15 protein-coding genes are annotated in these 12,726 nt (G+C 52.9%); 10 read left to right on the top strand and 5 right to left on the bottom strand.

Features of this window, described 5'->3' with window-relative positions:
• Positions 1 to 2 precede the first annotated feature (2 nt).
• Genes ABI361_13595 through ABI361_13570 form a run of 6 tightly spaced genes read left to right on the top strand, consistent with a single transcriptional unit; the run spans position 3 to position 3,810 of the window.
• Positions 3 to 692: a V-type ATP synthase subunit D gene (locus ABI361_13595; GenBank protein MEO9321695.1), complete on the top strand. Its 690-nt coding sequence runs from the start codon at positions 3 to 5 to the stop codon at positions 690 to 692.
• Positions 682 to 828, top strand: a complete 147-nt coding sequence (locus ABI361_13590; protein MEO9321694.1) for a hypothetical protein — start codon at positions 682 to 684, stop codon at positions 826 to 828. The genes ABI361_13595 and ABI361_13590 overlap by 11 nt, the downstream gene beginning before the upstream one ends.
• A 5-nt stretch (positions 829 to 833) precedes the next feature.
• Positions 834 to 1,166, top strand: a complete 333-nt coding sequence (locus ABI361_13585; GenBank protein ID MEO9321693.1) for a hypothetical protein — start codon at positions 834 to 836, stop codon at positions 1,164 to 1,166.
• 6 nt (positions 1,167 to 1,172) lie between these two features.
• Entirely contained in the window at positions 1,173 to 3,272 is a 2,100-nt protein-coding gene (locus ABI361_13580; protein ID MEO9321692.1) for a V-type ATP synthase subunit I, read from the top strand.
• 54 nt (positions 3,273 to 3,326) lie between these two features.
• Complete coding sequence (locus ABI361_13575) at positions 3,327 to 3,602, top strand: hypothetical protein (GenBank protein ID MEO9321691.1); 276 nt, start codon at positions 3,327 to 3,329, stop codon at positions 3,600 to 3,602.
• Positions 3,603 to 3,630: 28 nt separating this feature from the next.
• Entirely contained in the window at positions 3,631 to 3,810 is a 180-nt protein-coding gene (locus ABI361_13570; protein ID MEO9321690.1) for a hypothetical protein, read from the top strand.
• An 87-nt stretch (positions 3,811 to 3,897) separates the two neighbouring features.
• On the opposite strand, the gene pyrI is transcribed toward ABI361_13570, so the two are convergent.
• Positions 3,898 to 4,359 (bottom strand): aspartate carbamoyltransferase regulatory subunit, encoded by a 462-nt coding sequence (gene pyrI, locus ABI361_13565; GenBank protein MEO9321689.1) that lies wholly within the window; start codon positions 4,357 to 4,359, stop codon positions 3,898 to 3,900.
• 196 nt (positions 4,360 to 4,555) lie between these two features.
• Here pyrI and ABI361_13560 point away from each other — a divergent pair, with 196 nt between their 5' ends.
• On the top strand, positions 4,556 to 6,004 hold the full coding sequence (locus ABI361_13560) for an aspartate kinase (protein MEO9321688.1): 1,449 nt from the start codon (positions 4,556 to 4,558) through the stop codon (positions 6,002 to 6,004).
• Positions 6,004 to 6,981 (top strand): branched-chain amino acid transaminase, encoded by a 978-nt coding sequence (locus tag ABI361_13555; GenBank protein MEO9321687.1) that lies wholly within the window; start codon positions 6,004 to 6,006, stop codon positions 6,979 to 6,981. Before ABI361_13560 ends, ABI361_13555 begins: the two co-directional genes overlap by 1 nt.
• 14 nt (positions 6,982 to 6,995) lie before the next feature.
• On the opposite strand, the gene ABI361_13550 is transcribed toward ABI361_13555, so the two are convergent.
• The 3 genes from ABI361_13550 to ABI361_13540 all read right to left on the bottom strand — a co-directional run bounded on the left by ABI361_13550 (position 6,996) and on the right by ABI361_13540 (position 10,157).
• Positions 6,996 to 7,802: a molybdopterin-binding protein gene (locus ABI361_13550; GenBank protein MEO9321686.1), complete on the bottom strand. Its 807-nt coding sequence runs from the start codon at positions 7,800 to 7,802 to the stop codon at positions 6,996 to 6,998.
• Between the two features lie 42 nt (positions 7,803 to 7,844).
• A complete protein-coding gene (locus tag ABI361_13545) occupies positions 7,845 to 8,510 on the bottom strand; it encodes a translation initiation factor IF-6 (protein ID MEO9321685.1) in 666 nt (221 codons plus the stop codon).
• A 114-nt stretch (positions 8,511 to 8,624) separates the two neighbouring features.
• Positions 8,625 to 10,157, bottom strand: coding sequence for an alkaline phosphatase family protein (locus ABI361_13540; protein ID MEO9321684.1), 1,533 nt, complete (start codon positions 10,155 to 10,157; stop codon positions 8,625 to 8,627).
• Between the two features lie 336 nt (positions 10,158 to 10,493).
• Here ABI361_13540 and pyrB point away from each other — a divergent pair, with 336 nt between their 5' ends.
• The gene (pyrB, locus tag ABI361_13535) at positions 10,494 to 11,444 is read left to right on the top strand and encodes an aspartate carbamoyltransferase (GenBank protein MEO9321683.1); all 951 of its coding nucleotides are present in this window, start codon (positions 10,494 to 10,496) and stop codon (positions 11,442 to 11,444) included.
• On the opposite strand, the gene ABI361_13530 is transcribed toward pyrB, so the two are convergent.
• On the bottom strand, positions 11,441 to 12,115 hold the full coding sequence (locus tag ABI361_13530) for a hypothetical protein (protein MEO9321682.1): 675 nt from the start codon (positions 12,113 to 12,115) through the stop codon (positions 11,441 to 11,443). The two genes, pyrB and ABI361_13530, sit on opposite strands and share 4 nt — an antisense overlap.
• Before the next feature lie 88 nt (positions 12,116 to 12,203).
• Between ABI361_13530 and hsp20 the strand changes: the two genes are divergently transcribed.
• Positions 12,204 to 12,722 (top strand): archaeal heat shock protein Hsp20, encoded by a 519-nt coding sequence (gene hsp20, locus ABI361_13525; GenBank protein ID MEO9321681.1) that lies wholly within the window; start codon positions 12,204 to 12,206, stop codon positions 12,720 to 12,722.
• Positions 12,723 to 12,726: the final 4 nt, after the last annotated feature.

Raw genomic sequence — 12,726 nt, 5'->3', positions numbered from 1 at the left:
CAATGCCGGCAAGCGCAAACATCAGGCCGACGCGGCTGGAATACATCCGCACAAAACGCAGGATAGCAATAGCAAAGAAAGGATTGAAACTCCTAAAGCTCAAGCGCCAGGCGCTGATTCTGGAGTTCTTCAACACCAGCAAAACAGCCGCCGCGCTTCGCAGCAGCTTGCAGGCGGAACTTGTAAAGGGGTATGAAAGCATCAGGATGGCCGAGATACTTGCAGGCTCTATGCGGCTTGAAAATGAGTCAATGAAGATACCCCAAATGAGCGCGCTTCAAGTCACTTCCAAGAGCGTCATGGGCGTGCGGATCCCCAAACTGGCCGGCGGCAAGATGGAGGAGGTCTATTCAGAATACCTGCTCGAGCTCCCTGCATCAATAAACGAAGCCATCAAGGCGTATCAGCAAATTCACAGGATAGTGCTTGACGTAGCCGAGAAAGAGACCGCCCTGAGAAAGCTGCTCCACGAAATTGAAAAGACAAAGAGAAAGTCAAACGCCATTGAAAACGTGTTTATCCCAAGGCTCCAGGCCGCAGTCAAGTTCATCACCTTCCGTCTTGACGAGATGGAACGCGACACTTTCATCATGCTCAAGACGGTCAAGAGAAAGATGGGCGAACGGGAAGAATTGGAGCTGGAAGAGGCGGCGCATGGTGACATTGAGGAGGAAACTCTCAGTGCCAGCTGAAGGCGGCCGAAGGTTTGCAAACCCGCAGCAGAAAAAATTCTACTTGATCACTCGATATTTCAGGATGGGAAACATTATCGCCACGGCGATAGCTATGCTGTACTTTGGCAAGCATTTTTTCGGAGTGGGTAGCTAGACCGAATGTCTGCAGGTCAGCAGGACGGCTACATACAGTCGCTAAAGCGCATCAAGGAGCTTGAAGAAAAGGCCGATGCAGAGGTTGCAGCACATCGCCACACTGTCGAGAACGAGATGAAAAAACTGGACGAAGATCTGGCCCGGTCAATAGAAGCCGCAAATGCCGCCGGCGAGCAAATGGTGCTTGTCGCGGTTGAAGCAGCCAAAAAAAAGGCTGAGGAGAAGGCCGGCGAAATCATTCGCGACGCAAACGAAAAAGCGAAGTCGATTTCCAGCCACCTTGACACAAAGTCGTCGACTGACAAGATTATCGAAATCCTGCTTTCGGGGCTGTAAGCGCGCATGGCCGAGACTGTCAAGAGAGAAAAGTTGGTTCGGTCATCGCCGCTCAAGCCTGTGCCCATGGTCAGGATAGCCATAGTGGGCCTGAAAAAATACCGGCAGGTAGTAATTTCGATACTCCACGACATGCACATCGCCCAGCTTGAGCCCCTGTCAAAGGATGCAGGCGCGGTCTTGCGGACGGACAAGGGAAGCGAGCTTCACAGGCAGGTCTCGGACCAGCTGCTGCGAATCAGAGGCATGACAAGCGTGCTTCCTGCCGTCCCGGTTTCTAGCCGAGTAAGGTTTAGCAACATAGAAGAGGTTCTGGACAAGGCCCACTCAATCGACATCGACGGTGCAGTATCGTCGCTTGAGCGCCAGCGCGAAAACCTCCTGACCCGCCTGAGCGAGCTTGAAAACAACATCCGACTTCTTGACGAATTTTCATTCTTTCCGGAGGACCTTGGAATTTTGAATCTAGGGTCCGCGCGCTCTTTCTTTGGAAGGGTCCCTTTCGAAAAGTTTGAATCGTTCCGGCATGCGCTGGTCGGGCCCAACGGGGAGGACGTAGTCCTGTACGCAAACCCCGCGCCTGCAGAACGGCAGCGAAAGGACAAGGACGCCAACGGCAAGAGCGCAGTCCGCGTAATTATCGTAGTGTCGCCTCGCTACCCTTCACACGCGCTTGCCACGGCCGTCCAGACGCACGGGGTCCACATCGAGCCCGTTCCAAAACTCAGCGGCAAGCCCTCTGAAATCGTGAGGGAGCAGAGCAAAACGCTCAGCGAGCTCAAGTCCCAGCTGGCCCACATTGATTCTGAACTTGCGGCACTTTCAAAATCCCACATGGCTGAACTTGTCAGCGTCGAGGAGCAGCTCGAGATAGAGAACAAGAAACTTGAGGTAATCGAGAACTCGGGATCCACCACGGATGCTTTTGCGGTGGAAGGCTGGGTCCCAAGATCCAGTGTCGGACCGCTAAGAAATTCGTTTCAAAAGCACACCGCAAACACGACGGTGGTTTACGAACTCAAGACGGAAGAGCACCCGCCGACTCTGATGGCAAACCCCAGGCGCTTCAAGGTGTTCGAGTCGTTCGTGCGGTTCTATTCGCTGCCTTCCGGCGACGAGTTTGACCCAACAGTGCTTTTCGGGCTCATATTTCCAGTCTTTTACGGACTGATGCTCGGAGACGTAGGCTATGCGACGGTAATACTGCTCGTCTCGCGCTGGGTGATACGCAGGGTGGATGGCGGCAAGCGCGATATCAACATAATGCCCACTCCGCTCCGCAAGTTCGCCCTGACAATCCTAAAACCGGTCCAGATGGTCAAGCTTGCAAGGGCGATGACGCCGGGCGCAATAATAGCCATAATCCTTGGTTTCTGCTTCAACCTCTACTTTGGGTTTCACCTGAACCAGTACCTCTTTAATTATTTGAACGACCACTTTGGCACGCACCTGCCCCCTGATGGCGCGTTCTTGGATCCCATCGGGACATACGGGTTGCGAAAACTCTTGCTCTTTAGCGGGTACGTCGGCCTCGGGATGGTGTCATTTGGCCTAATCCTTGGCATATTGAACAGCCTTCGGGAAGGCGAGAAAAAGCACGTAGTTGGCAAGCTGGGCTGGCTGGTTTTCGGCTGGGGGATAGTGCTGCTTGGACTCGCGTTACTGCACCACCAGCATGTAAATCCAGTGCGGCACATCGAAGGAGTCGGCTACTTTGCCCTGATTCTTGGAGGCATCGGGCTGATGTTCTACGGCGAGGGCGTGAGGGCCATAATGGAGCTTCCCTCGATTATCAGCCACATCCTTTCGTACACAAGAATTGTTGGAATTCTTCTTGCCTCAGTTATTCTTGCCGACGTCATTGACTATATCTTTGTAAAGACGCTCCACCACAGCATCCCTTACGTGATCCTCGGCGTCCTGATATTTTTCATCGGCCACATCTTTAACATCATTCTCGGCGTATTTGAACCGGGAATTCAGGGAGCCAGGCTTATTTACGTCGAGTTCTTCTCCAAATTCTATCACGGAAACGGCCGGCCCTTCAGGCCCTTTGGCAGCAGGCGGAGCTATACCTACGAGCAGTACCAGTCCGGGCGAGAATGACTCTCCGGGTGGGGACACCACAATTTTATATCGAAACGGCGTGCATCATGTCCGTTGCCGGGCTCAAACAGCGAAGACAAGAACAAGAGGCGGATGACGACGACAAGAGTCTTTGCGCTTAGCGCGATAGTCGCAGTCGTACTCTCAGTCCCGGCGATAACTGCAATCCTCATACTAAACTACGTGGTGAAGGCGGAAATCATGTACACTGCGATCGGGGGCATGGTTGCGCTATTCTCGGGGCTCGGCTTTGCGTTCAAGGTCTCAAAGCGGCTTGCCAATGTCCGGGATGAAAGCGGCATACCGGCAAGCGATCTGGAAAAAAAATGAAATAGTTGAAGCGCCGCTATTGTGGTACATGTCAGTCAAGTCCATCGCGCTGATGCTCTGCACCTGCACGTGGATTGAAATCATGACGGGTGTTGGGGTAACCCTTTACCTTGCATATTTGCACGAATACAGGCTTGCTGCGCTAAGCGCATGCCTATTTAGCCCCTTGATAGGCTTCCACTTTGCCATTGACCGCTCCTCGGGGTAGCGGCCCAACGTCGGGTGGAAAGCGCTCAACAGGGCAGAAAGGCCCAAGTCTGGCAGCCTGCCAGGGATCCGACGTCCGGGTCTGGCCTCAGAAAACTAGCTCGTCGATGGAAAGCGCACGCGCGCAATACCTGCACTTCAAGACAACTTTTTGCTTGTCAATGATGTCTATTATGGTCCTGATGTCCTCGCCGCTATTTGTTATGCACTTTAGGTTTGGGCACTTGAAGATGCCGACAATCGAATCTGGAAGTTGAATCTTGCGCTTCTCTACAAGCTTGTAGTCGCGGATGATGTTGATAGTCGCCCTGGGCGCGACAAGCGCCAGCTTGTTAGTCTCGCTTGTTTCAAGAAACCTGTTTTCAACCTTGATAATGTCCTTGGTACCATGCTTGCTGCTTGGAACATGCATTGCAACGGTTATGACATTGCCCTCCCGCCCGGTAATGCTCAGGGCCCGCAGAACAACAAGCGCCTTGCCGGCCTCGATGTGGTCAATGACAGTCCCGTCCCTTATCCGCCTGACAAGTAGCTGGCTTGTATCGGACACTGACCATTGTTCGCTCTAGGATGATATGAGCATATCGTCAGTGCGCATGCTGCCGGTCAGACGATTCCAGGAAGGCCCCGACGGCTGAAGGCTATGCAAAGGGAAGGCAGGCCTGCCGGTTACCTCTGCCCGGCATGCTTTATGACCTATGTTTAATATAAGGTCGGCTGCGACTTTGCTGAGGGAGACGCAGTCATTGACAGCTGTAACAGTCGCCAAATTTGGTGGGAGCGCGCTTGGCGCCAACGGTACCCTGATTCCCAAGGTTATTGAGCGGATAAAGCAAATGCAGAAGGAATCCAAGGTAGTCGCCGTGTTTTCTGCCCCCCTTGCCGAAAGCGACGGCAAGGTCGTCTCGATGACTGACGTCGCGATAAGACTCGGAAAGAACTATTCCACCTCGACGCCTCCGCTTGAGATCGAACCGCTGCGCGAGGTTTACGAAAAGATCGCCGAGCAGTACCTTGCAGGCAGCCCGCTACACAAGGAGTTCCTGAACCATCTTGACAGGTTCTACCGCCAAGTTATAATTTCACTAAAGCAGGCGGCGGAGAACAGGCGGTTTGTGGACGTTATCAGGTCAAGGACGCTAGCATACAGCGGAGAGGTTACGATGTCGTACCTGATGGACTATGTCATGCAGAGCCAGGGAATAAAATCCGCGCACGTTTCAATCGAGAGCTGGCCCGTAATAACCGACGAGAACTTTGAGGCTGCCAACTTTATGTTCGCCGAGTCAAAGCAAAACATCGATCACCTGCTCGACCTTGTTGATCGCCATGACGTTGTCTCGATGGGAGGCTTTATTGGCAAGACGGTTGACGGCCTTGAGACAACCTATGAGAGGGGAGGCACCGACCGAACGGCAGCCGATATCGCCATCCTGCTCCACGACAACGGCAATTATCAGGTAAAACTTGACTTTGAAAAAGACAGCGCTGTCTTGAGCGCCGACCCAAGGATAGTAAAGGAAGATCTTGATTTCGTGCCCTTCCTCTCTTACAACGAGGCCAAGATTGCCGGAATGTTCGGGATGAAGATTCTAGACCCGATTGCCATCAAGGAGATTGACGACTTGGAGCTTGACATTCCCATCGTCATCACCGACATGGCAAAGCCCTCAGAAGCCGTGACCACCATCATGCGCTCGCCCCCCTCAAACCCGTCTGAGAATCCCATAAGGATTGTCACCGGAAAAAAGAACTGCGCGCTGGTGCGGATTGAGAGCATTTCCGCCTCTTACCTTCTGGCGGCGCTTGAACGCGACAGGCAGTATCATGATTTTGTAAAGCTGTCGCCCTACAAGATAGACGACACGGAAATAACGCGCATCCTCTTTCTCGACGCCGACTATGTCAGAAAGTATGAAAGGCACATCAGGGCGTACCATCATAAGGCCGAGATGGTGTACGGCAGAGGCGTAGTGACGCTCATTGGCGACCAGATGTGGAGGGTTCCGAAGATTGCCGCAACTGCAAGCAGCACGGTAAGCGAGCATGACATCAACATATTAAATATTGACGCGCAGGAGGAGAACTCTAGAATCCTGATTGTCGTCGAGGACAAAGGCTCCAGCGTTGCAGAGGCGGTCAAGGCCATACATTCGACTCGCAAGAAAATCCGCACGAGGATGATATCCAAGTAATGACAATAATATCTGACGAAAAGAGCAGCCGTTCAGGCTCGTCCGTGTCTCCACTGCCAGACTCTGAAGGCAAGATCTGGTTCAATGGCGCGATGGTCGACTTTAACGAGGCCAAGGTCCACGTCCTTACACATGCGCTGCACTACGGGACTGGGGTGTTTGAAGGCATCCGCTGCTACAAGACTTCACAGGGCTCAAGCGCCATCTTCCGCCTCGTCGATCACGTCCAGCGGCTGATAAACAGCGGAAAAATCTACTTCATGGACATGGGAGGCTACGGCAGGGACAAACTATGCAGCGCCATCATTGAAACGGTGAAGGCAAACAGGATGGAAGAGTGCTACATCCGCCCAATAGCATTCTACGGCTACGGCAAGATGGGGGTAAACCCGATGCCAAACAAGGTCTCGGTTGCCATTGCGGTATGGAAATGGGACGAGTACCTAAAGCCGGACGGGATGGGCGCCCGGCTCATGACCTCCTCCTGGGTGCGAATAGACGGCAAGGCGCTCCCGATGCACGCCAAGGCAACCGCCAATTATGCAAATTCTGCCCTGGCACGAGTCGAGGCTCTCAAGGCCGGTTTTGACGAGGCCATAATGCTCAACTCTGCAGGCATGGTAGTTGAGGCAAGCGCTGAAAACATCTTTATTGTCAGAGACGGCGAGCTATCGACTCCTCCGACGAGTTCCGGCGCGCTTGCAGGCATTACCCGCGACAGCCTTCTCACGATCGCCCGCGAAAAGGGAATCAAATGCCAAGAGCGCGACATTTCACGCGACGAGCTTTACACCTCCGATGAAGTGTTCCTGTCAGGAACGGCCGCGGAGCTCAAGCCAGTAGGTGAAATTGACCACAGGCGCGTAGGCGACGGCAAGGCCGGCCCAGTTACGAAGCAGCTCAAGGCTGCTTTTGAGCGGGTCGTTCACGGAAACGATGAAAAATACAGCCCCCTCTGGCTCACTCCGGTAACCTGAGCTCCCGCAGCGCGCTATTGGTTTAGCACAATTACTCGCCCGCCAAGCTCAGCCACCTGCGCAAGGAGCATGGACGAGATATCTCCAAGCCGTTTTGCTATTGCCCTCGCGTCGGTGCCGCGGCAGACAATCTGGATGCGCAACCTCGGAGTGGTCCCGGCGTATCCGTGGGGATGGGTTTTCAGGTACAGTTCCCTCCTGGGCACAGAACTCACGATTCTCGTCAGAGCCGGGGAAAGCATGGCCTCGCTTACCCCCTCTACTTCATAGTTCTCCTCGCGCACAACAAAAGGCCCGACGTGCTTTTTGATAACCGGCGAAATGCATTTTGTAAAGATCGCCTCCATCTCGCCTGGGACCCCCTGAAGGCAGTAAATCTGTGTGCGGCCTGACTTCACGCTTACTGCCGGGGCGCTTCCGACCGGATTTTGAACTGGCGTAGACCCTGCTGGAATTGTTGCCATCTTGAGCCGCACCGGGTCCAGAGTGTAATGCAGTCCCCGCCTTGAATAGCTCCTTTTTAACATTTTGACCGCGCTCCGGTCAAGCTGCGTCTTTACTCCCAGAGCGGCTGCAAGCCCCTCAAGCGTTAGGTCGTCATAGGTGGCTCCGAGCCCTCCAGTAACTATTATCATGTCTGGCTTTCTGGCAAGCGATTCTGACAGCACGCGACCGATTAGCTGTATGCTGTCGCCTATGGTAGTTACCCTGCTTACTGACGCTCCCAAACTCGCTATTTCGCACGAGAGCCAGTGAGCATTGGTGTTGAGGGTGATTCCTGAAAGAAGTTCATCTCCAACGCACACCAGTTCTATTATCATGCTGCCAGCCTTTCTAGAACTGGCGCGCGGGCGTACCATGTCTCAGGCCTTGAATATCCTGCTCAGCATTATCAGTTCCGGCCCTGTTGTTAGGCTGCCTACGACCACCGCCTTGGTGTTTGCCACCACGCCGGAAGAAAGAAACGGCACGCCGTCGTTTATCGTCACAGGCTCGGCAGGAACCTGGAGCACTTCTGAAATCGCCTTTACTTCATCCTCTGTCGCCTTTGGATGGACGCCGGCGCCGCCGTTTGTCGCCACGACCATCGAGCCGGTCTGGACAAACCCTCCCACGGACATGGTAGTCGGCGCGATTCCAAGCACGTCGCGGATTTGCCTGTCTACCTCGCCTTTCAGCAGGGGAGATACGAGAGCGCCGTTGTCGTTAGCAGCTATAAGGTTTCCTATTGCCGTGTACTTTGTTTCGAGCCTCTCGACGTTCAGCTTGCTTGACTTTTTCAGAGATTCAAGCTCCTGGTCGGAAGCAATGGGAGGAAGGAGAATGCCGTTGTTGTTTATCACGGTCATGGGCCCCAGGAGCCGGGTGCCGCCGACTGACGCGGTAATCTCTTGAACCTGCAAATACTCGGATAGCTTGCCGGTCTTTGTTTCTGCAAACCCATGCGGCACGAGCACGTAGCTGTCGTTTGCCTTTACGAAAATTCCCAGATTGGGACTCTTGTAGACCGTGAAGCGATAGATCGCCAACCTGCTGCAAAATCATGAAACTGCTGATATGAACTTATTGTACGATTTCTGGAAATCGTTCTTATGCTGCGGTTCTTTGAATTTTAGAAAGAAAAAAGGGGGAGGCCCGGCCCTCTAGATTTTCTTGCCGGACGGGTTGCCAGAAGCAGGATCTAGGATCAACTTGTGCATGTCTGGATCTGAAAAGTCAAACATGTTTGCAATGGAACCGGCCTTGACGTCAAAGGACTGGTTTCCAATGGTCCCGAGGTTCCAGTTCTCCTCAATGAACTTCAAGACTGAACTCTGGTCGGTAATGCTGTGGTCGATAAAGTTCTCTTTGGCGTATGGTGAAATCACAAGGAATGGTTGTCTAGGCCCGTAGCCGCAGCGGTCCTGATAGGCGCCGGGCTGCGCATGTCCACACAGATCACTGCCTGCTAGCGCATCATTAGCTGGGTCGCTGGACTGGTTGACTATTGGAGGCATGACATGGTCGTACCATCCGTCAGAGTCGTCGTATAGGATAATGACTGCAGTGCTTTCCCAATAATGAGATTGCTGAAGCTTGTTAATAGTGTCGACAAGAAAGTGCTGCTCATCGAGCGGGTCCGAATAGCCTGCATGGCCGTCCTGGTATTTTGCAGCTTTTAGGAAGCTTACGGCTGGCATGGTGCCGTTCTGGACTGCAGACCAAAAGTCGCTGAGGTCATACTGGTGGTTTGCCTGGTCGGTCTTTCCAATCATTCCGACGGAAGTTGGTGGCAGGTGATGAGGATTGGTGGTTGACTTGAAGTACTGGAAGGGCTCGTGGTGCGCGCTGTAATCTGTTACAGTGGCGTTTGCAATGTTTACGTGCGAGCTCTTGCAGACTGCTGTGCCATTCACGACGCTGGACGGCTTGAAGCCTCCCTGGAACCAGCCCCATGTCACGCCTTTGGCGCTGAGCAGGTCTCCGACGTTCGTGCCGTTCATGGCGACTTTTGTGGTGCCGGAGCAGTCATCGTATGTGCCGTCCGGATCGCCTATCACGGTTCCATTGACGACTGTATCCGTGATGTTTGTCGGGGTCGCGCCGTGCGTCTGACCGGAGATAAGATTGAGTGCACCAGGTGTTGAGGGACCAAATGTCGTCTCGAAAGAATTGTCGCTCATCGCGAACCGCTGCGCATAATTCCAGAGTGCCGTTACGGTGTTGCCATCGTAATAGCCCATTACCGTGCTCCCATCAGGATTGCAGCCAGTTCCATTAGTTCCGGTTTCCTGCACAAACCTGTCAAGGAGCCCGCCATGGTAGGCCAGTTGCTCGGGTTTGTAATCATGATCCATGTCGCAGGTGACTGCTTGCGATCTGTCAAGCCGGAATGGATTCACCAGGTTTGGATTCGAATAGAGTAAGGCTGATGAAAGGCCGTTATCGGAAGGAGTATCGGGTCTTGCATGAAATGCGGGCTCGGAAGTCGGGTTGGCAGCTTTGGGATATGTTGCAAAATAATGGTCATAGGATACGTTTTCCTGGAAAATGACCACGAGGTGCCGTATCTTTGTCGCCGTCTTGGCAGAGCTGTCGGCAGCCGACGCCTGAGTGAATATAGCAGGCAGAGAGCCAGCCGCTAATAGCACTGCTGCAAGCGCTGATGCTATGATGAAGTATTTGTTCGAATGCATCGCCCGTGCAAAGTAAACGCCATGCTATTGTAGATTATGAAAATGAACTTCTTGTGACTACCGTCGCGGGCTCGAGCTATATACTTCTCAAATCACAGTAAATGAACTTCAAAAAACTCTGTGAAGTTTGAAGACAGAGCACTCTACTATTACTGTCATTCCTAAAGTAATTTCTAGAAGTTATTAGCCTTCTTGGATTCTAGTAGATAATCACTGGCGGCTCATCCGTGTTTTTTCAAACCTGATTTGGCCAAGATTTCGGGCGCTTTTTCGCGGCCAATGAAAGGGATTATTCCTTTATAGACGACAAAAAGAAGGGGAGGTGGTAAACAGCTGATGCCAAATCCCTTCTACGAGCGGGACATCGTCTCCGTAAAGGACTTTACAAAGACAGATCTTGAGTTTATCTTTTCGGCAACCGAGAGCCTCAGCAAGCTGCGGCCGGTCGAGAAAAGCGAGCTTGGCAAGGGCAGGACGCTTGGCTACATCTTTTACGAACCAAGCACGCGCACCAGGATGAGTTTTGAGGCGGCCATGGCGTCGCTTGGCGGAAGCTCCATCGGGATTGCGGACCTAAAGTCCTCATCGGTAGAAAAAGGGGAAAGTCTGGCTGACACGATTCGTGTCATTGACCTGTATTCCGACGTGATCGTCTTGAGGCATCCGCTGGATGGATCAAGCAGATTTGCCGCGGAGCTTTCAGAAAATCCGATTATCAACGCGGGCAGCGGGAGCGAGGAGCACCCGACCCAGGCGCTGCTGGATCTTTATACCATAATGAAGGAAAAACACACCATTGACGGGCTGACTATAGCCGTCGTGGGCGACCTAAAGTACGGCAGGACGGTCTACTCTTTGCTCTATGCTCTTGCAAACTATAATGTGGACGTGCACCTTGTGTCCCCGCCCTCGCTCAAGATAAGAAAGGAGTCAATCTATGACATCCAGAACCGGCTAAAGATCAAAGAGCACGACGAACTTGACGGCGTGCTGCCCGATGCTGATGTCATATACGTCACACGCATCCAGCGCGAGCGTTTTCCTGACCTTCAGGAATACGAGAAGGTGCGCGGCACCTACACGATAGACCTCGGCACGCTTGCAAAAGCCAGACCTGACGTGTCCATAATGCACCCGCTTCCACGCGTGGACGAGATTTCACAATCGGTCGACGGTACGAAAAATGCCGTGTACTTTAGGCAGGCTTCGTACGGCAAGCAGGTGAGAGCGACGCTCCTTGCTCTTATGCTAAACGAGAATCTCCCGGCACAGGTTGCCGGTTACTAGCCTATCTTGGTCCTGATAAGATCATAAGCCTTGGCGGCATCGTCGTCGTTGATAACCAGGACTATCTCGTTGCCTGCATAAAACGCACTCCTGATAGGTATCATGTTGTTGTATAGCAGACCCGAAACAATCGAAAGAACATGGTAGGGGTCCTGCCCGTCGTGGCCTATTGCAATGGAAATCTTGGAAAGGCCCTCGCTCAGAGTCCCCTCAAAGCGGTCAAGCACGCCGGACATGATGTCCCTTACCCCCTCGGCATCCTCGACAAGAAGCGTCGAATGCTCGTCGCTCTGAAACAGGTTGTAGCTCCCCGAGTGATCTCCGAAAATCTTGTCCAGTAAGCCTGACAAAGCGTCGTCCCTTCCACTTTGCAAATCAACATCGAGGATTCCGCCCACCAGCGAGAGTTTTGCCTTTGAGCCGCCTTTCGAGGGTTCGTCTGCCTCGGATTCCTGCTTTGGAAGCGAGTCGGCAAACCTCTTTATCGCAACAACTATTGTGTTTGTATTTACCTTCGCGCCCATGGCGGCTTCAACCTGCGGCTTTATCCTCTGGGCCAGCGCGGTGTAATTTGCGATGCCAAGCTGAAGCGCCTGAAGATACACATGGTTCCCTGCTAGTATGCCTCTTATCGCTTCCGGTACGCTCAGTGCTTGGTTAAACACTACCATCTGTAGTGACCTCTCGTAATAATAACCTTGATAATGACATAAACGTTATATAGTGTAATAGCCATTACATCTGATACGGAGATATTACATGTGGAGAGATAGAGACGTGTTTGAAGAGATGGAAAAGGAATTCGCTGAAGCGGAAGAAATGCTTGGTCGAATGTTCAGGACGGCGCATGGAATTCGCCCCGAAGAACTCGCAGAGAGCATACCTTACTTTTACGGATACCAGCTCACTGTGGGCGCGGACGGCAAGCCCCACTTTCGAGAATTTGGAAACGTAAAGCCGAGTGCAAAAGGACTCGTAGCTCCAAGCCGGACAAGGGAACCGCTTGTCGACTCGTCGGTAAACCGTGACGAAAACCTGCTGACAATCACCGCAGAGCTTCCGGGGGTTTCAAAGCAGGACATCAAGGTGTCAGTATCAGAGGGCAGCGTAACAATCCATGCCGAGAAGGGCGAGAAAAAGTACCACACGGAAATCCCCTTCGAGCTCGAGCTTGACGACAAGTCTGCAAAAGCCACCTATACAAACGGGATACTGGAGCTGAGAATAAGGCTAAAGGCAGCGCCGCGGCCCAAGACGACCGAGGTAAAGGTGGAATAGTGAC

It is taken from the genome of Nitrososphaera sp., from assembly GCA_039938515.1.
Lineage (GTDB): Archaea > Thermoproteota > Nitrososphaeria > Nitrososphaerales > Nitrososphaeraceae > Nitrososphaera.
The sequence above is the reverse complement of the archived record's forward strand: the minus strand, read 5'-3'. Positions and strand labels throughout refer to the sequence as shown.